This is a genomic window from Frateuria sp., assembly GCF_035695185.1.
In the GTDB taxonomy this organism is placed as follows: Bacteria; Pseudomonadota; Gammaproteobacteria; order Xanthomonadales; family Rhodanobacteraceae; genus Frateuria_A.
The window spans coordinates 1-17,958 of record NZ_DASSES010000202.1 but is presented as its reverse complement, the minus strand read 5'-3'; the positions used below and the strand labels follow the sequence as shown (position 1 = coordinate 17,958).

The following is a 17,958-nucleotide window of genomic DNA, read 5'->3' as shown; positions in this document are numbered from 1 at the left end:
CCCGATGACTGCCTCGCCCCATTCCACCTCGCCCTCGACCACATACACGCCACGCTCGGCATGGCCCGCGGGCCAGTCCAGCGTGGCACCGCCGGCGAGCCCGGCCTCGATCAGGAACATCGGGGCAAACACCTTCACCGGCGAACGCTCGCCGTAGGCGGCGCCTGCGATCAGCAGCAACTCCGCGCCGTCGTAGCGGATCCGTGGCAACTCCTCCGCGCCGTGATGGTGGAACTCCGGGGCCACCTCCGCATCCTCGCGCGGCAGCGCCACCCACAGCTGGATGCCATGCAGCCGTTGGCCTTGCCGGCGCTCGTCGGGTGGCGTGCGCTCGGAATGCACGATGCCCCCGCCGGCGGTCATCCAGTTGACCTCGCCCGGACGGATATCGGCCAGGCTGCCGAGGCTGTCGCGATGGCGGATGGCCCCCTCGAACAGCCAGGTGATGGTGGCCAGCCCGATGTGTGGGTGCGGCCGCACGTCCATGCCCTTGCCCGGCGCGAAATCGGCCGGCCCCATGTGGTCGAAGAACACGAACGGACCGACGTGCCGCGCCAGCAGCGCGGGCAGCAGCCGGCGCACGGAGAAGCCGTCGCCCAGGTCGTGCCTGCGCCCTTCGATCAATCGCGGTGTGTGGTCCATGCCGCCCTCCAGGCGCTACCAGGCACGCTGGTACTGTACCGGCGCCTCCAGCGACGCGCCCAGCTCCTGCGCCGCACGCCGCGGGAAGTACGGATCGCGCAGGCTTTCGCGGGCAATCAGCACGAGGTCTGCCTCGCCGCGGCCGACGATGTCGGCCGCCTGCCGTGGCTCGGTGATCAGGCCGACGGCACCGGTGGCGATCTCCGCCTCCCGCCGGAGGCGTGCGGCGAACGGCACCTGGTAGCCCGGGCCGACCGGGATCTTCACGTGCGGCACCAGCCCGCCGCTGGAAACGTCGATCAGGTCCACGCCCAGCGGCTTGACCTCACGCGCCAGCTGCACGCTTTCTTCCACCGTCCAGCCGTGTGCATCGTCTTTCCCGGGCACCCAGTCGGTCGCCGAGATCCGCAGCCACAACGGCAGGTTGTCGGGCCACACTTCGCGCACGGCTCCCAGCACCTCGCGCACCAGCCGCGTGCGGTTCTCGAAACTGCCGCCCCAGGCGTCGGTGCGTCGATTGCTGAGCGGCGACAGGAACTGGTGCAACAGGTAGCCGTGCGCGGCGTGTACTTCGACCAGCTGGAAACCGGCGGCGAGCGCACGCCGGGCTGCCGTGCGGAAGTCCTCCACCACCTTGCGCAGGCCCGCCTGATCCAGTGCCTGCGGGGTATGCCAGCCCTGGTCGAACGGGATCGGCGAAGGCGCCACCGTGGTCCACTCGCCGTGCCCGGCCGGCAACGGGCCGCCGCCTTCCCACGGCCGCTGTGCGCTGGCCTTGCGCCCCGCATGCGCAAGCTGCACACCGGCAACCGCGCGCTGGCTGCGGATGAAAGCGGTGATCGGCTGCCAGGCAGCCATCTGCGCGTCGTTCCAGAGGCCGGTATCGCCAGGCGAGATGCGCCCCTCCGGCGACACCGCGGTCGCCTCGGCGACCACCGCGGCAGCCCCACCCACCGCGCGACTGCCCAGATGCACGAGGTGCCAGTGGTCCGGCAGGCCATCGGTGGCCGAGTACTGGCACATCGGCGCGACGACGATGCGGTTGCGCAGCGTCAGGCTGCGTTGGGCATACGGAGTGAAGAGTTCCATGCAGCAACCTTGGGAGAGACACAAGCCCACCAGATGACGCCGCGCCGGCCACGCTTCAAGTGCGGGGGCCGACGCCCGCCGGCGGGCTGCCACGGGGGAAGCTGGAGGTGAGCGCCCGCCGCGCTCCACGGCCGGCGGATCAATGACGGGCAAGCCAATGCGCGATACGCGCCGCCACCGGCCCGGGCGCCTTCATCCAGCCGAAGTGATCGGCCGGACCGCCCAGTTCATCCGGGGTGAGCACCTCGCGCGTGACGTCCGCGCGGGGCAGCTTCCCCAGCAACCAGTCCAGCGAAGCGGCCGGACCCAGCCAGTCGTCGCGCAGGCGCACCGCGAGCACGGGCCCGGCAAACGCCGCCATGCCCGCTTCCAGGTCGCCCATCCCAGCGGCCGCATATCGGCCGGTGCGCCCACTCCGTGCCCAGTCGCGGATCACTCCACGCGCCTCGTTGCCGCCGAAGCCGATCCGGCGGCCCGGAAAATAGCCCAGCAAACGGGCCAGCATGGGGGCCGCCACGTAAGCGGCACCGATCGGCCAGGCATGCCGGAACCTCTTCCAATACGGCGCACCGCTGGCCACCAGCACCACGCCGGCGACCCCCATGGGGTGACTGCCGGCGAACACACCCGCCAACTGCCCGCCCAGGCTGTGCCCGCCGAGATAGCCGGCTGCTTCCGGCCAGACGGTGCGTGCAGCCGCGAGACCTGCCGGCAGGTCGTCGTGCAACAGCGCGTGATATCCCCAGTTCCGGCGGCGCCCTGCGCGGCGGTCGCTGGAGCCGATACCGCGCCATTCGTGCAGCGCCACGGCGATGCCGCGCGCGGCCAGCGCCTGGGCCAGCGGCAGGTAGGAGCGGGCCGGTACGCCCATGGCCGGTAACCAGTACACCCATCGACCCGCCACGGGAGCACCGACCAGCATCAGCTCGCTGGTCGCGCCGTCGGCCGCGGTCACGCCAACGGTGCGCGCTTCGATCGAAGTGGAATCCACGGCGTCCCCGTCCGGTAAGGCCCGCAAGCCTGCACAGGCCAGCCACGGGTAAAAAAAAGGCCGGCTTGCGCCGGCCCCTTGGCAATTCTCGCTCGGCTCAGGCCGGAGCGACCTCATCGGCCTGGAGGCCTTTCTGCCCCTGCACGACCTTGAAGCTGACTTTCTGGCCTTCCTTCAGACTCTTGAAGCCCGTGCCACTGATGGCACGGAAATGCACGAAGACGTCGGGGCCACTCTCCCGGCTGATGAAGCCAAAGCCCTTGGCGTCGTTGAACCATTTGACGGTGCCAATCTCTCGATCCGACATGACTCACTCCGTTCTGCACGATGCTGAGACAAGTCGACCTCCCCTTTGGCCGACGGCTTACTGGGCATGCAGGGAGCGGGTGGAGCGAGGCGCGATTCGGAAGAATCCCGCTTCGGGGCACGCACGTGGACCCGAGCAGACACAGTGCCCCAAGCATAACGGAAATTCATTTACAGCAAGTGACGGAAGGAAACCGCGACCTGGACCACAAAAAAAGCCGGGCATTGCCCGGCTTTTCGTGGCTCGTGCGGGATACCGCTCAGGCCGGCATGACCTCGTCGGCCTGCAGACCCTTCTGGCCCTGCACGACCTTGAAGCTGACCTTCTGGCCTTCCTGCAGGCTCTTGAAGCCGGTGCCGCTGATGGCACGGAAATGCACGAACACGTCCGGGCCGTTGTCACGGCTGATGAAGCCGAAGCCCTTGGCGTCGTTGAACCACTTGACGGTACCGATCTGACGATCAGACATGAAACACTCCACTAGGTAAACAAAGAGACTCGACCGCCGCGACATGCGGGGCCGACTTACTGGTGTGCAAGGAAAACCCTAGGGGTGATTCGATGAAGCGCTGATCGGCGGCATCGGGCCACGTGACTCTGGTGACCCCGGCAAACACAGTGGGCGCATCATAGCCGCTACCGGGCGCCGGTGCGACCGCCAAGCTGAACGGCGCGCAAGCCCCGGATTTTCAGGTTTCCTTCACATCGCCGTTTGTCTAGTGTGGAGGTCGCCTGCCGGTTGCCGGTACCGTCGCCAGAGGAAACGCCCGCCATGAAGCTCACCCTCCCGCGCCCGATCTTCGCCCTGCTCGGCGCCGGCCTGTTGCTTGCCGGTTGCGCCAGCCACCCGGCCCGGCCCGGCGCCACCGGCACCAGCCAACCGCAGTCGTCCCAGGAAACCCCGTCGGCGCCCGGCACCCGGTCAAGCGAAAGCCGCACCGCCAGCCATGCCGCCCACGGCAACCGCGCCGCTACGACCACCACGGCCCCGGAGCGGGCCGGCGAACTGCCCCAGAACACCGGCGTCCCGGCGTGCGACGACTACCTTGCCAGCTACCTGGCCTGCCATCGCGCTGCGGCCATCTACAAGCCCGACGAGCTTCAGGGCCGGTACGAAGCCATGCGCACCAGCCTGCTGCGCGACTCGCAGGATCCGGCGATCCGTCCCAACCTGGCCGAGCGCTGCAACTCGCTGGCCAGCCAGTTGCGTCAGGCGCTGCACGGCAAGTCCTGCGAAGGCTCGCCGGCCCCCTCCGGCAGCACCGGGGACTAGCCTCCCGCGCCGCTGGCCTTCCAATGGACGCGCAGCGCACGCCCGAAGGCCGCCGGCTCGCTGCGCATCAGCCGGATCGCCGGCGTCCCGTGCCATCGCGCGGTCCGCGCGATGGCATCGCCCACGTCGGTGACCAGGCGCGGCGTCACTTTCCGGCCCGGTTCCAGGAAAAGCGCCTTGATTTCGAACACGCCCTCGGTGCGGTGGGCCTTGGCGTCCAGCCGCCCCACCAGGTCGCCGCGGTGCAGGATGGGCAGGACGTAATAGCCGTAACGCCGCTTCGGCGCCGGGGTGTAGCACTCGATCGCATATTCGAAGTCGAACATCGCCTGGGCCCGGGCCCGGTCCCACACCAGCGGATCGAACGGCGACAGCAGTGCCGTGTGGCTGGCCCGCAACTGGCCGGTGCGCGCCTTGTCCAGCAGCGCCCCATGCTCGGGATGGACGTAGCCGGGCGCGTTCCAGCCCTGCACCGGCACCGCCAGCAATTCACCCGCGGCAACCAGTGGCGCCAGTTCGGCATCACCCACGCCGGGCTTGAGCCGGTAGTAGTCGGCGATCCAGCGTGCCTGAGTGATGCCCAGCGCACGCACGCTGTCGAGGATGAACCGGCGGCGCAGCGCGGGGGTGTCCAGTGTGCTCGGCACGAACGGTGGATCGAGCGTCGTCAGCACGCGCTCGGCCAGGTCATACACGCGCTGGAAGCGCTCGCGCCGCGGGACCATCAGCTCGCCCAGCGCGAACCATGCCTCCAGCCAGCGCTTTTCCGGCTTCCATTCCCACCAGCCGCTGGCGCCGCGGTCGGTGCGCGGGAAGTCGGCCGCGCGCACGGCGCCCTGAGCGCGGATGCGTTCGAGCAGCCCGTCCATCTCCACGCGATGCTCGCGATGCATGCGCGCGGCATGGCGATGGGCCCAGTGCGCACCGCGCTCACGCCAGGCGCGATGCGACGGCAGGTCGGCGGCGGGCACGAAGCAGGCCTCGTGCGCCCAGCATTCGGCGATGCGCCCCTGCGCCAGCGCCTGATCCAGCCAGGTGCCGTCGTAGTCGCCCAGGCGCGCGTGCAGCACCAGATACGGACTACGCGCCACCACGTGGATCGAATCGATCTGCAGCAGCCGCATCCGCTCGACGGCGGCGACGACGTCGGCGGGGCGCGGACGCCGGCCGAGCGGCCGCAGCAGGCCCTGGGCGGCAAGGTGCAGGCGGCGCGCCTGGGCCGGGCGCAACGGCGCCGCCTGGCTGGATAAAACGGAAGACAACGTTGTGTCGGACTTCACGGAACCCTGCTGTGCAAGATGAGGCCGCGTTTACAAATCGTTTGTTAGCGTGCCGGAAGCGCGGCGACCCCATCGATTGCCTTCAGCCCGCGCCCCCGCATTCTGGCATGGAGTATCGATGATGAAATTCCGCAAGCCATTGCTGTCCGCCCTTGTCGCCGGCTCGCTGCTGGCCTCGGGCATCCTCGCGGCGCAGGACGTACCGGCTCCCCCGACACCACCGTCGCCGCCGTCGGATCCGAGCAACCCGGCGCCACCGCCGCCGACCACCCCGATGCCGCCGCCCCCGCCCGGCTCGCCGCAGTCGAACATGCCACCGACGCCGCCTCCGCCGCCCGACCAGAACAGCACGCCGCCGGCGCCACCGACCAGTTCGGGCATGCCGGGCATGCCGGGCATGCAGTCCATGCCGCCGCCGGCGTCGAGCGCGCCCCCGCCCATGGGCAATGACGCGGCCGGCATGAACGGCAACCAGGGCATGAACAACGGCATGAACGCCAACCAGGGCATGAACAACGGCATGGACAACAACGGCATGAACGCCGGCGGCAATACCGGCGCCAACGGCATGAATGCCGGTGCCAGCGGCAACGTCGAATTCCGATCCTCGATGCCGCCGGCGTCCTCTGCCGGACCGGCGCCGGAGTTCAGCCAGCTGGCCAACGGCAAGAAATCCATCACTTCCGAGCAGGCCGCCAGCTACCCACCCCTGGCCAATGACTTCGACCACGCCGACAAGAACCGCGACGGCCGCATCACCCAGCGTGAGTACGAGGCCTGGCAGTCTCACTGAACCCTTCTTCAAGAATTCCCCGTCGCCGGCCCCCGCGGCCGGCTTTTTTTTTGCTCACGACGGGTTCGGACGCCACTCGATAGACTCGCCCCTTTGCGGTCAGGAGCGACCTCCTTGATGAAGCACATCCCAGCCACGGCGCTGGTGGCGATCGGCGCACTGTGGGCCGGCGCGGCGCATGCGCAAAACCCCGACCCGATGGACATCCGCGCCTGTACCGCCATCGAGAGCGACGCGCAGCGACTGGCCTGCTACGACCACGCCACCGGCCGCGTCAACCTGCCGGTGGCGAAGAAGCGGACCGATGAGGAAACCGTCCTGCCCAGCGTGTTCGGGCATGACCTCAAACCGGGCCAGGTGGCTGCGCAGGAAAACCCCGAGGTTGCCGCCCCGCTGTCGCTGCTGGACAGCCGCTGGGAACTCTCGCCGGAGGCCAAGCTCGGCACCTACAACGTGCGCGGCTACCGGCCGGTCTACCTGCTGCCGGTGTTCGCCACCAGCAACCGGAACGACAGTCCGCACAGTCCCAACCCGCTCAATACCGTGTCCGCGCCCGAACAGCTGGACAATCTCGAGGCGAAGTTCCAGCTCAGCCTGAAGACCAAGGTCTGGCAGGGCGTATTCGGCGATGCCGGCGACCTGTGGCTGGGCTACACCCAGTCCTCCCGCTGGCAGGTCTACAACGACCGTCTCTCGCGTCCGTTCCGGGAAACCAACTACGAACCCGAGGCGATGCTGGTGTTCGACACCCATTACGAGCTACTCGGCTGGGACGGCCGCCTGCTCGGCATCGGCGTCGATCATCAATCGAACGGCCGCTCCAATCCGCTTTCGCGCAGCTGGAACCGGGTGATCGCCGACATCGGCTTCGAACGTGGGGACTGGACGGTGATGCTGCGCCCGTGGTGGCGCATTCCCGAGGGTGGCACCGACGACAACAACCCCGACATCAGCGACTACATCGGCCGCGGCGACGTGCAGATCGTGCACGAGTCCAACGGCCAGGAGTTCGCCCTGATGCTGCGTCATTCCTTCCGCGGTGGCAGCCGCAGCCACGGGGCGGCGCGGTTCACCTGGAGCTTCCCGCTAGCGGGCAACCTGCGCGGCTATGCCGAGTTGTTCAAGGGCTACGGCGAGAGCCTGATCGACTACAACCACAACGCCACCTACCTGGGGGTCGGCGTGTCGTTGCTGGACTGGTACTGACGGATACGACGAAGCCCGCCTGCACGGCAGGCGGGCTTCGGCAGGGGCGTTCCAGCGCTGGTCAGTGGTGGTGGCCGCCCGGGCCATGCACGTGGCCGTGCGCGAGCTCTTCGGCGCTGGCCTCGCGCACGTCGGTCACCTCGACGTTGAAATGCAGGGTCTGGCCGGCGAGCGGGTGGTTGCCGTCGATGTGCACCTTGTCATCGTCCACGCGCACCACGGTCACGTTGATCACGCCCTGCGGGCCACGCCCCTGGAACTGCATGCCGGGCTGGATGTCCGCCACGCCCTGGAATGCCTCGCGCGGCACTTCCTGCATCAGTTCGGGATGCCGCGTGCCGTAGCCTTCCTCCGGCGCGACGTCGACCTTGAACTGGTCACCTGCCTGGCGGCCGGTCATCACCTTCTCCAAGCCCGGCACGATCTGCCCGGTGCCGTGCAGGTAGGACAGCGGCTCGCGTCCTACGGAACTGTCGATGACGCGACCCTCGTCGTCGGTCAGCGTGTAGTGGAAGGAGGCGACGGTGTTGTCTGCGATCTGCATGGCACTCTCGTTTACGGTGAATGGGCCAGCTTAACAGGTCGGGGGTGGATGCCCGTCACACCGGCCTGCGCCGTTGGCGCCGGGTTGCCATACTGCGGCGCTATGAAGATGTTGCGGCTGCTCCCGATCCTCGTGCTCGCTCTCGTGCCGCTGCGCTCCGCGGCGATGGACCTGGCTGCCACGCGCGCGGCGATAGACGCCCGCATCTCGCAGCCGCGCTTTGCCGCCGCGCGCTGGGGCATTGCGGTGGTCTCGCTGGACAGCGGTCGCACGCTGTACACGCACGATGCCGACAAGCTCTTCCAGCCGGCATCCACCGCCAAGCTGTACACCGCGGCACTGGTGCTCAACGGGATGGATGCCGGCTACCGCATCCCCACCCGCGTGCTGGGTGCCGCACCGGACAGGCACGGGCGCGTGAGCGGGCCGCTGGTGCTCTATGGCATGGGCGATCCCTCGCTGGGCACCGACCCGTCGACCGCGGACTGGGCCGGCTCGCTGGCCGGGCAATTGGCGACCGCAGGCGTGCGCCGCGTGCGCGGCGACCTGGTGGCGGATGCCTCGTACTTTGCGGGGCCGTCCATCGGCAGCGGCTGGGAAGCCTCCGACCTGCTCGCCGGTTTCGCCGCGCCGGCGTCGGCGCTGAGCGTGGACGAAAACCAGGTGCGGCTGACGGTCACGCCGGCAGCGCGCACCGGGCAGCCAGCCACCCTTGCCTTCGATCCGGCGATCGCGGCCATGCCGCTGGCCGGTGGCTTGCTCACCGCCCCCGCGGACACGCCTGGCGACGTCAACTTCTTCCGCGCGCCGGGCGGCCAACGGCTGGAGGCTTTCGGCTCGGTGCCCGTGCTGTCGTCGCCGCGCAGTTACCGCCTGGCCATGCCGGACCCTGCGCAGGTCGCCGGCAACGCGCTGCTGCAGGCGCTGCGCAGCCGCGGCATCGTGGTCGACGGCCGGCTGCGCACGGTGCACTGGCCACGGCAGACGGCACGGCGGACGAACATGAGCGTGCTGGCGCAGGTGGAGTCACCCCCGCTGGCCACGCTGTTGCGTGAGGGCCTCAAGCGCTCGCAGAACCTCTACCTGCAGAACCTGCTGCAACTGGCTGGCACGCGCGCCCATGCCACGGCGGTGGACGACCCGGCGGCCCCGGCCGGTTTCCTGGGCGCGGCCGACTGGGGTATCCACGCGCTTCGGCAGCTGCTCGACCGCATCGGCATCCTGCCCTCGGCCAGCCTGATCGGCGAGGGCACGGGACTGTCCCGCCGGGACCTCAGCACGCCTGGCGCATTGGCGCGCCTGCTGGTGTTCCTCGCCAACGGCCCGGACGCGGCCGCAGTCCGCGACATGCTGCCGGTGGCGGGCGTGGACGGCACCCTCGCCTGGCGCATGCGCGGCACGGCGGCCGCGGGCAACGTGCACGCCAAGACCGGCAGCATGACGTACGTCAATGGCCTGGCCGGTTACGTCACCAGTGCGGCGGGCGAGCACCTGGCATTCGCGATCCTGCTCAACGACTACGATCCGCCGGATGGGACGTCGGCCAGTGCCGACGTCGACGCGGTCGCCATCCTGCTGGCGCGGCTGGACGAGAAATCAATGTAGCGTCCTCGGCGCAGACATCCCGACCATACCGGTGTGCTCGCTCGTGCTGGCGATCAGCCCGGCAGCCGTTTGGCCAGCTCCGCGCCGATCTTCTCCGGCGTGTCCGTGGGCGCGTAGCGACGGACCACCTGTCCGTCCGGATCGACCAGGAACTTGGTGAAGTTCCACTTGATCGCCTCGCTGCCGAGCACGCCCTTGCCTTCGCGCTTGAGCCAGCGATAGAGCGGGTGGGTGTCTGCGCCGTTGACCTCGATCTTGGAGAACAGCGGGAAGCTGACCGCGTAGTCGAGGCTGCAGAACTGGCGGATTTCCGCCTCGCTGCCCGGCTCCTGGTGACCGAACTGGTTGCAGGGAAAGCCCAGCACGGTCAGCCCGCGCTCGCGCCACTCCCGCCACAGCGCTTCCAGCCCGGTGTATTGCGGGGTGAAACCGCATCTGGAGGCGACGTTGACGATCAGCAGCCACCGTCCCCGCCACTCCGCCAGGGAGCGCTCCTGGCCGTCGATGTCGCACGCGGAAAAGTCGTAGACGCTGCTCATGCACGGGCTCCCTTAGCTTGTCGGCAGTCTACGACGGCAGCGGCATATGCACATGAGCGACGGTCATTTCCACGGCCGCAGACGGGAGGCGATGCTCCGATGATGCACCTGGTCCTTTCCGCGCTGATCGCCCTTGCCACCCTGGTGCTGCTGGCCCATGCGGCCTGCCGCGAGGCACCGGGCCGGCGGGTGCGCGTGCGAAATCGGCGCACGAACCGGTAGGCGCGCGTCGGGGGTGCTCCTGCGAGGGCATCACGCCTCCGGCGGGATCTCGAACACCTGCCGCAGGTAGGTGACGTATGCCGGGTCGTCGCACATGTTCTTGCCCGGCGAATCGCTGAGCTTGGCGACCGGCTGGCCATTGCAGCGGACCATCTTGATGACGATCTGCAGGGGCGTTGGTCCGACGTCGTTGGTGAGGTTCGTACCCACCCCGAACGCCAGCTGGCAGCGGCCCCGGAAGTGGCGGTAGAGCTGCATCACGCGCGGCATGTCCAGCGCATCGCTGAACACCAGGATCTTGCTGCGGGGATCGACGCGGTTGGCCCGGTAGTGGGCCAGCACCTTCTCCCCCCAGGCGAACGGATCACCCGAATCGTGGCGGGTGCCGTCGAACAGCTTGCAGAAGTACATGTCGAAGTCGCGCAGGAACGCATCCAGCCCGTAGACGTCCGACAGGGCGATGCCTAGGTCGCCGCGGTATTCCTTCGCCCAGGTCTCCAGTGCCACGCGCTGCGAGTCGCGCAGGCGCGGACCGAGCGCCTGGTGCGCCTGCAGGTACTCGTGGGCCAGTGTCCCCAGCGGCGTCAGGCCGAGCTTCCAGGCCATCCAGACGTTGCTGGTGCCGGCCAGCTGGTCGCCCAGGCCGTCGCGCAGCGTTCGCACCACCTCCTCATGCCACTCCCGCGAGAAGCGCCGACGCGTGCCGTAATCGGCGATGCGGCAGTCGGCGTATTCGGGATCCGCGCGCAGCAGCTCGATCTTGGCCGCCAGCCGCGCGCGGCCCTCGGCAAGCCCCAGGTTGGGTTGGGTGTTACGGAAATACACCTCGTTGACGATCGCCAGCAGCGGCACCTCGAACAGGATGGTGTGCAGCCACGGCCCGCGGATGCGGATCTCGATCTCGCCGTTCGCGGCGGCGGCGGGCGCGATCTCCACGTACTTGGCATTGAGCTGGAAAAGGCCCAGGAAGTCGACGAAGTCGCTCTTGATGTAGCGCCAGCCGCGCAGGTAGTCGAGCTCGGCGGGCGTAAAGCGCAGGCTGCACAGCGCGGCGAGCTCGGCACGGATCTCGTCGATGTACGGGACCAGGTCGATGCCCGGGTTGCGGCACTTGAAGCGGTACTCGACGTGCGCGGCCGGATAGTGGTGCAGCACCACCTGCATCATCGAGAACTTGTACAGGTCGGTGTCGAGCAGGGACTGGACGATCATGCGATGGCCTGGCGGGATCCGGCGGGCGCCGGATCGGGACGCGCATTATCCCTGCGCCGGCGACAGGGCGGCGAGCTGGGCGTCGATCGCGCGCACGAACGCGTCGGTGCCCGGCCAGCTGGTGATGCGCCCGAGCTTGCGCGCGCCCGCGAACACGATGAACGCCGGAATGCCATGCAGCCCGAAGCGCGTGGCCATGCCCGGGTCCTCGTATACGTTGTCGTGCAACCACCGCACGCGCGGCCACTGGAAGCGCTCGTGCCCGAGCAGCATGGCGCCCTTGGCCATGTCGCAGTTGGGGCAGTCGCGGCCCCACAGGAACAGGACGGTCAGGCCTTCGGCCGGTTCCGCCAGCACGGTATCCAGCCCGGGCTCGTCGACGCGGCGCATGGGGAAGCGCGTGAAGAACTGCGGGAGAGAGGTGTCGCTCATGATCGCGAGGTTGGGGCGTGCGCAGCCGGCGCAAGCCTCGTCGCGAGGTTGGGCGCCCCAGGGCGGCCCATGCGAATCCCGCGGCGCGCGGCCCACCGGCGCCCTACCCGCCTGTCGGTGCCTGCTCCCGCGGGGCGGGCGATGCGGACGGTGGGCTGGCCGGGGATCGTGGTGCCTGGTTTTCGGCAGCCAGGCGTTCGAGCCCTCGTTCCCGCGCGGCCCCGGACTTGCCGGCCAGGGCCCCGACCGCGGCATAGAACGCCCCCCATTGCCGTTCGGCCTGCTCGAACAGCGCGGCGAAGGCCCCGGTCCAGCGATCGTAGAGACCGAACGGCAGCAGCTTGGCGTTGTTGATCGGGGCTTCGACCCAGCCGTCGTAGCGATGGTCGTCCGGCCAGTGGCTGTCGCGCCACGCCACGTAGCGTTGGCGGAACGCCGCGATCTGTGCCTGCTTGCCGCGCGCCAGCACGGCCGGGTCGTGCGTGCTCGCATACAGCCGCTCGAGCCGGCCGCGCAGATCCAGCACCAGCGCGGTAAAGCCCTGCTCCATGGCCTGGTCGCGCGTATCGGGCGGCGGCAACCCCCGCGCCCTGCGCCATTCGCGCACCCCCTCCTGCTCGACGAAACTGGCGAAGGATTCGTTGAAGGCGGTATCGCCCTTGACATACAGCCGCTGGTGCGCGAGCTCGTGGAAGATGGTCCCGGCCAGTTCGTCGTCGTCCCAGCGCAGCATGCTGGACACGATCGGGTCGGCGAACCACCCCAGTGTCGAGTAGGCCGGCACCGGGCCGATCCATACGTCGTCCCCCTGCGCCTTCAGCGCCGCCGCGCGGGCCTGCGCGCGGGCCTGCTTGAAGTAGCCGCGGTAGGCCACGCAGCCGGCGATCGGAAAGCATTGCGGCAACGGCGCCACCGAATACGGTGGTGTGGCGAACACATTCCAGGCGACGTAAGCACGATGCAGGTCGACGTAGGTGGTGTAGCTGCGGTTGTCCGGAAGTCCGAGCGCCGCGGAAGCAAACTGCCTGGCCTGCGCGGCCAGCCGCAGGCGTCGGGCCAGTTGCGCATCGGTGGCCGGGTCACGTACCACCTTGGCGATCGGGCGGCGGTGCACCAGCAACGACGCCTGGCCATGGGCCACGTGCACGTAGTACCGCAGGCTGCCGCAGCCGCCGAGCAGCAGGCCCGACATGAGAACGGCCAGTCGCGCGGCGTGGTGCGGGCGTGAATGAGGCATGCCCCGATTGTGCGCGCGCTTCCGGCGCGAGGCGAGGGTCCCGGCGGGTCAACGATGGTCGTGATCGCGCCGTTCGCGCGAGTCACCGCGCCGATGGTCGTGGTCGTCGCGGCCGCGCCATTCGCGGCGGTCGTCGCGCTCATCGCGACCGTGCCATTCGCGGCGGTCGTCGCGGTCCCGATAACGGTCGCGGCTCCAGTCCCGGCCCCGGTAATGATGCGAGTCGCCGTGCCAGGTGCCGCTGATGCCGACGCTCACGCCGGAGGAATAGCAGCAGCCGTAGCCCCAGCCGGGGGCGTAGTAACCGCCGTAACCGTAATAGTCAGGCTCGTAGATCACCGACGGGCCTTCGCCGTAATAGGCGTCGCCCTGGTAGCCGTTGCCGCGCACATAGCTGTAACCGGGGTCGTAATAGCAGCCCGACAACGCCGCCGTGCCAAGCACCAGCGCCACTCCTGCAAGCATGCGTTTCATGGCTTCACCTCCGTGACTGCTGTCACGAAGGTCACGCTAGTCGCGCCGGTTTGAATGCGCCCTGAGCGCCGCGCCCGCGGCTGCGCGGGCGCGGCGCCGCCGGACGGCGCGTCAGATCTTGGCGCCGCGCTGCCCCGTATGCACCGGGATGGTGGTCTTGGGTGCATCGCTCGGCAGTTGCGGGCTTTCGGGCGTATGTACGGCCGAATTGCCCTGCGGTCGCGGCTGCGCATCGGCCGGGCGATCCGCGGCGCGGGTCCGGTCATGCTTGGCTTCGAGCAGGGCCTGGATGTGCGCCACGGCCTCTTCCGGGCTGATGTGCTGGTTGGCCGGGGCCGGCCTGCGGGAGGCGCCCCCCTTGCGGGTGGCTGGCGTGCCGGTGCCCGGCCGCGTCCCGTTGCCGGCGGAAACGCGCCTGGTCGCGGGTTTGGCCGCCACCTTCCTTGTTGCGTTCTTGGGAGCCGCCTTGCGGGTGGCCGCCTTCTTCGCCACTGCCTTGCCGGCCGTCTTCCTGACCGCCGCGGGCGGGGCCTTCCGGGTGGCGGCTTTCTTCGGCGCAGCCTTGCTGGCAGTGCTCTTTCCGGGTGCCGCCTTTCGCGGCGCCGCCTTCTTCGCGACAGCTTTCTTGGGAGCAGCCTTTTTCGCGACCGCTTTCTTGGGGACGGCCTTCTTCGCCACAGCTTTCTTGGGGGCAGCCTTCCTGGAGGCCGCCTTCTTCGGGGCCGCCTTGCTCGCCGAAGCCTGCTTCGATGCGGTTGCGGACTTGGCGGCCGGCCCCTTGCCGGCGGCCTTCGCTGCAGCCGGGCGGACGGCCGTCCGGTTGATCGGGGTCTTGATGCCGGCCTTGCCGGCGGCGCTCTTCCTGGTCGCGCTGCTGCCGGCGGCTGCCTTCTTTGCCGCGGATTTCTTCGCGGCCGACGTGCGGGTCGTTGCCATGCGTCATCACTCCTGCGGTGGTCAGTGCAGCCTTGCCCGCGTTGGCATGCTCCACGCACGCGGCGGAAAGACCTGCACGTCCAGTATTGCGCGGGCATCTTGCGCTGTCATGCGCGATTGCCGCATGAAGCGGCGGGCAATTCAGGGTGGATAGGGCCCGCGCAGGGCGAGGACCTGCCGCTCGTGGCAGGCGAAGGCCTCGCGTGCGGGGTCGTAGTCCCACCGCTCGACGGTGCAGGCGTCGGCACTCTCGCCGGAACGCACCAGGTTGACCGAATTGGAGATGCCGCCGCGGACCCGGCGGGAGACGGCGGTTCCGGCCTGCACCACCCACAGCGGTCGGCCACCCGGCTCGGGCAGCGGACGCACGTAGGGCAGGTGGATATGGCCTCCCAGCACCAGTTGTGCCCCGGCGGTCGCCCATGCGCCGGCCGCCTGCGCGTGGCCGCGCAGCAGGTTGCGCCAGTCCGCCGGCTCGATCACCGCCATCGGCTGGTGCACCACCACGACCCGCAACTGGTCCGGTGTCGCCTGCCGCAGGCGCGACGCCACCCGTTCGACCTGCGCCGGCGAGACCTCGCCCTGCTTGTGCCGCCACCAGCGGGTGGTATTGACCCCGATCACCAGCCACCGGGCCGACGACCACACCGGCTCGAGGTCGCTGCCGAAGGCGGCGGCATAGCGCGCATACGGCGCGCGCAGGCGGGCGCCCAGGGCATACAGCGGGATGTCGTGGTTGCCGGGGATCGCCAGCGACGGCGAGGGCAGGCTGTCGACGAAGGCGCGCGCCGCGGCAAACTGCTTCGGGCGCGCACGTTGGGTCAGGTCGCCCGAGAGCACCACCAGCGCGGGCCGGACCGCCTCGGCCAGCCGACGCAAGGCCGCCAGCACCGGCGGTCGCTCCGTCCCGAAATGCGAGTCGGACAGGTGCAGCAGCACGCTCATGCGCGCCCCCGCTCCCGCGGCACCAGCAACCGCAGCGGCCGGGGGGCCACCCGGAAGTGCAGCGGCAGCGCCAGGCGACCGATTTCCCCGTCCAGCGCGACCTTGATCCGGTTGCGCCCGGGCACGGCGACGTCCAGCTCCGTGAAGGCGAAGCTGTCGACCTTCTCCGCGTCGCCCAGGTGCCCGAACAGCCCGCGCACCGCCGTGAGGATCATGTGCCAGCGCGCCAGCGGCGGCAGCATGATGCCGATGAGCTCACCACGCTCGAGCGCCTCGACCCCGGGGATCCCGATGCCTTCCAGTTGCAGGCGGTTGTCCCCCACGACCAGCGTAGTGCTGCGCCGAAGCTGCCGCCGGCCATCCCCGCTGAGCGACAGGCGCAGGTCGGGGTAGTCGCCGAGCAGCGCGCGCAGCCCGGAGAGCAGCGCGACCAGCCGGTGGCGCCCGAAGCGTCGCTTGTCCTGTTCGCGCCGTTCCAGCAGCGCGGGGTAGAGGCCGAGGCTGGCGTTCACCAGGAACACGCGGTCGTTGACCATTCCCAGCCGGACCGGGGTTTCCCGCGCGTCGAGCAGGCCGCGTATGCCCTTCCCGACGTCGCCCTCGGGCAGGCCGTGGCAGCGTCCGAAGAAATTGAAGGTGCCCTGCGGCAGCGCACCGAGCGGCACGCCGCCCGGAAGTACGGCCTGCACCACGGCGTTGATGGTGCCGTCGCCACCGGCGACCACCACGACGCCGTCCTGCGCCCGCGCCGCCTCGACCGCCTGCCCTGCCAGGCTGGCCAGCTCCCGCGGGTGTCGTGCGCAGAACAGCCGGTACGGATGTCCCACGGCATCGAGCGCGTCGCGGATGGCTTGTTCCGCAGTGCCGGCGTCGCCGCTGCCGGAGCGGCGGTTGAGCACCACGAAGAACGGTCGCTGGCGGTCTTGCGGCGAGGGCATGGACCTCCCTACATGCGTGGGCGGGAAAGCTCCGCAAGGAAGTGAGTGAACACCCTGGGCTCTATCAGCAGGGTGAAGACCACGCCGTAGGCCGCGCCCCACAGGTGCGCGCTGTGGTTGATGTTGTCGCGGCCGGCCCGGTCCATGTAGATCGAATAGCCCACGTAAAGCGCCGCATACAGCACGGCCGGCATCGGCAGCACGAACACGATGATGCGCGACCACGGCGCCAGCAGCACGAAGGTGAACAGCACCGCCGATACCGCACCGGAGGCGCCCAGGCTGTGATAGTTCGGGTTGCGCCGGTTCTTGAGGTAGGTGGGCAGGATCGAGGCGACCAGCGCGCCGATGTAGAACAGCAGGAACCCGAACCGGCCGAGCTCGGCGGCATAGAACTGCTCGATCAGCCGCCCGAAGAAGAACAGCGTGAGCATGTTGAACAGCAAATGGCCGAAATCGGCATGCACCAGGCCGTAGGTCACCAGCCGATGGTATTCGCGGTGGCGCTGGATCGCCGGGGGCCAGAGGATCAGGTCGTCCATCAGCCGCGGCTTGCCGAGCGCGAGGAACGAGACGACGCAGGTGACGGCGATGATGGCCAGGGTGATCATGATCGCTGGGGCTTCCTGGGAGCGGGCGGACCGTCCATCTTGGCGTCCGCCATGCGGCTTGTCGACTCGCGCGGCCACGGCTGCGGCACCAGGGCGTATCATGCGCGCCTTTACCCGCCCGCTCCCCACGGACACGCATGGAACCGCTCCGCTACCTGCATCTGGACGTCTTTGCCGCTACTTGTGGCGGCGGCAACCACCTTGGCGTGGTCACCGACGCACGTGGCTGGAGCGACGAGGAAATGCAGCGCTTCGCACGCTGGACGGCGCTGGTGGAAACCACCTTCCTGTTGCCGCCCTCGACGCCGCAGGCGAGCTACCGGGTGCGCATCTTCACGCCGCAGCACGAGATCCCGTTCGCCGGCCATCCCAGCGTCGGCAGTGCGCACGCGGCGCTGGCCTGCGGACTGGCCGCGCCGGTCGACGGGATGCTGTGGCAGGAATGCGGCGCCGGCGTGCTGCCGATCCGCGTGGAGGGCGAAGGCGATGCGCGCGACCTGCTGCTGAAGTCGCCCGGCGAGCGTCTGCTCGCCACCGGGTGTGAGGCACATCCGCTGCTCGCCGCGACGCTCGCCGGCATCGGACCCGGCGCGCTGCCGCCGGCGCTGGTCGACGGCGGCCGGCGCTGGTGGCTGGCCGAAGTCGCCGACGAGGCGAGCCTGCGCAGCTGGGCGCCCGACCA

22 protein-coding genes are annotated in these 17,958 nt (G+C 69.5%); 6 read left to right on the top strand and 16 right to left on the bottom strand.

Annotated elements, in window-relative coordinates; all coding sequences use genetic code 11:
- The 5 genes from VFH59_RS16360 to VFH59_RS16340 form a co-directional block, all read right to left on the bottom strand.
- Positions 1 to 642 (bottom strand): pirin family protein (locus VFH59_RS16360; protein ID WP_325165974.1); only part of this gene is annotated, 642 nt, incomplete at its 3' end.
- 15 nt (positions 643 to 657) lie between these two features.
- Positions 658 to 1,731, bottom strand: a complete 1,074-nt coding sequence (locus tag VFH59_RS16355; protein WP_325165973.1) for an NADH:flavin oxidoreductase/NADH oxidase — start codon at positions 1,729 to 1,731, stop codon at positions 658 to 660.
- 139 nt (positions 1,732 to 1,870) lie between these two features.
- Complete coding sequence (locus tag VFH59_RS16350; protein WP_325165972.1) at positions 1,871 to 2,722, bottom strand: alpha/beta fold hydrolase; 852 nt, start codon at positions 2,720 to 2,722, stop codon at positions 1,871 to 1,873.
- 97 nt (positions 2,723 to 2,819) lie between these two features.
- Positions 2,820 to 3,029 (bottom strand): cold-shock protein, encoded by a 210-nt coding sequence (locus tag VFH59_RS16345; RefSeq protein WP_091333775.1) that lies wholly within the window; start codon positions 3,027 to 3,029, stop codon positions 2,820 to 2,822.
- A 259-nt stretch (positions 3,030 to 3,288) separates the two neighbouring features.
- The gene (locus VFH59_RS16340) at positions 3,289 to 3,498 is read right to left on the bottom strand and encodes a cold-shock protein (RefSeq protein WP_209614482.1); all 210 of its coding nucleotides are present in this window, start codon (positions 3,496 to 3,498) and stop codon (positions 3,289 to 3,291) included.
- A gap of 303 nt (positions 3,499 to 3,801) precedes the next feature.
- Between VFH59_RS16340 and VFH59_RS16335 the strand changes: the two genes are divergently transcribed.
- A complete protein-coding gene (locus VFH59_RS16335) occupies positions 3,802 to 4,302 on the top strand; it encodes a hypothetical protein (protein WP_325165971.1) in 501 nt (166 codons plus the stop codon).
- Here VFH59_RS16335 and VFH59_RS16330 read toward each other — a convergent pair.
- The gene (locus tag VFH59_RS16330) at positions 4,299 to 5,582 is read right to left on the bottom strand and encodes a winged helix-turn-helix domain-containing protein (RefSeq protein ID WP_325165970.1); all 1,284 of its coding nucleotides are present in this window, start codon (positions 5,580 to 5,582) and stop codon (positions 4,299 to 4,301) included. The two genes, VFH59_RS16335 and VFH59_RS16330, sit on opposite strands and share 4 nt — an antisense overlap.
- Positions 5,583 to 5,700: 118 nt before the next feature.
- Here VFH59_RS16330 and VFH59_RS16325 point away from each other — a divergent pair, with 118 nt between their 5' ends.
- Positions 5,701 to 6,375: a hypothetical protein gene (locus VFH59_RS16325; protein WP_325165969.1), complete on the top strand. Its 675-nt coding sequence runs from the start codon at positions 5,701 to 5,703 to the stop codon at positions 6,373 to 6,375.
- A 117-nt stretch (positions 6,376 to 6,492) separates the two neighbouring features.
- On the top strand, positions 6,493 to 7,581 hold the full coding sequence (locus tag VFH59_RS16320) for a phospholipase A (protein WP_325165968.1): 1,089 nt from the start codon (positions 6,493 to 6,495) through the stop codon (positions 7,579 to 7,581).
- Positions 7,582 to 7,642: 61 nt separating this feature from the next.
- Here VFH59_RS16320 and VFH59_RS16315 read toward each other — a convergent pair whose 3' ends face one another.
- Positions 7,643 to 8,125, bottom strand: a complete 483-nt coding sequence (locus VFH59_RS16315; RefSeq protein WP_325165967.1) for a peptidylprolyl isomerase — start codon at positions 8,123 to 8,125, stop codon at positions 7,643 to 7,645.
- A 108-nt stretch (positions 8,126 to 8,233) separates the two neighbouring features.
- Between VFH59_RS16315 and dacB the strand changes: the two genes are divergently transcribed.
- Positions 8,234 to 9,730, top strand: coding sequence for a D-alanyl-D-alanine carboxypeptidase/D-alanyl-D-alanine endopeptidase (gene dacB, locus VFH59_RS16310; protein WP_325165966.1), 1,497 nt, complete (start codon positions 8,234 to 8,236; stop codon positions 9,728 to 9,730).
- Between the two features lie 53 nt (positions 9,731 to 9,783).
- Here dacB and VFH59_RS16305 read toward each other — a convergent pair whose 3' ends face one another.
- Positions 9,784 to 10,269, bottom strand: coding sequence for a glutathione peroxidase (locus VFH59_RS16305; protein WP_325165965.1), 486 nt, complete (start codon positions 10,267 to 10,269; stop codon positions 9,784 to 9,786).
- A gap of 99 nt (positions 10,270 to 10,368) precedes the next feature.
- Here VFH59_RS16305 and VFH59_RS16300 point away from each other — a divergent pair, with 99 nt between their 5' ends.
- On the top strand, positions 10,369 to 10,491 hold the full coding sequence (locus VFH59_RS16300) for a hypothetical protein (RefSeq protein ID WP_325165964.1): 123 nt from the start codon (positions 10,369 to 10,371) through the stop codon (positions 10,489 to 10,491).
- A gap of 30 nt (positions 10,492 to 10,521) precedes the next feature.
- Here the strand turns inward: VFH59_RS16300 and pncB are convergent, their stop codons facing one another.
- The 8 genes from pncB to VFH59_RS16260 form a co-directional block, all read right to left on the bottom strand.
- Positions 10,522 to 11,703, bottom strand: a complete 1,182-nt coding sequence (gene pncB / locus VFH59_RS16295; protein ID WP_325165963.1) for a nicotinate phosphoribosyltransferase — start codon at positions 11,701 to 11,703, stop codon at positions 10,522 to 10,524.
- 45 nt (positions 11,704 to 11,748) lie between these two features.
- The gene (locus VFH59_RS16290; RefSeq protein WP_325165962.1) at positions 11,749 to 12,135 is read right to left on the bottom strand and encodes a thioredoxin family protein; all 387 of its coding nucleotides are present in this window, start codon (positions 12,133 to 12,135) and stop codon (positions 11,749 to 11,751) included.
- A gap of 103 nt (positions 12,136 to 12,238) precedes the next feature.
- Positions 12,239 to 13,372 carry an aminopeptidase gene (locus VFH59_RS16285; protein ID WP_325165961.1) on the bottom strand — a complete coding sequence of 378 codons (1,134 nt, stop codon included), beginning with the start codon at positions 13,370 to 13,372 and terminating at the stop codon, positions 12,239 to 12,241.
- A gap of 48 nt (positions 13,373 to 13,420) precedes the next feature.
- On the bottom strand, positions 13,421 to 13,846 hold the full coding sequence (locus tag VFH59_RS16280) for a hypothetical protein (RefSeq protein ID WP_325165960.1): 426 nt from the start codon (positions 13,844 to 13,846) through the stop codon (positions 13,421 to 13,423).
- Between the two features lie 111 nt (positions 13,847 to 13,957).
- Positions 13,958 to 14,782: a hypothetical protein gene (locus VFH59_RS16275; protein ID WP_325165959.1), complete on the bottom strand. Its 825-nt coding sequence runs from the start codon at positions 14,780 to 14,782 to the stop codon at positions 13,958 to 13,960.
- Between the two features lie 141 nt (positions 14,783 to 14,923).
- Positions 14,924 to 15,727: a metallophosphoesterase family protein gene (locus VFH59_RS16270; protein ID WP_325165958.1), complete on the bottom strand. Its 804-nt coding sequence runs from the start codon at positions 15,725 to 15,727 to the stop codon at positions 14,924 to 14,926.
- Complete coding sequence (locus VFH59_RS16265; protein WP_325165957.1) at positions 15,724 to 16,665, bottom strand: diacylglycerol/lipid kinase family protein; 942 nt, start codon at positions 16,663 to 16,665, stop codon at positions 15,724 to 15,726. The genes VFH59_RS16270 and VFH59_RS16265 overlap by 4 nt, the downstream gene beginning before the upstream one ends.
- Positions 16,666 to 16,673: 8 nt before the next feature.
- A complete protein-coding gene (locus tag VFH59_RS16260) occupies positions 16,674 to 17,279 on the bottom strand; it encodes a rhomboid family intramembrane serine protease (protein WP_325165975.1) in 606 nt (201 codons plus the stop codon).
- Positions 17,280 to 17,413: 134 nt separating this feature from the next.
- Between VFH59_RS16260 and VFH59_RS16255 the strand changes: the two genes are divergently transcribed.
- Positions 17,414 to 17,958, top strand: a 545-nt coding sequence (locus VFH59_RS16255; protein ID WP_325165956.1) for a PhzF family phenazine biosynthesis isomerase, incomplete at its 3' end; no start/stop codon positions are given.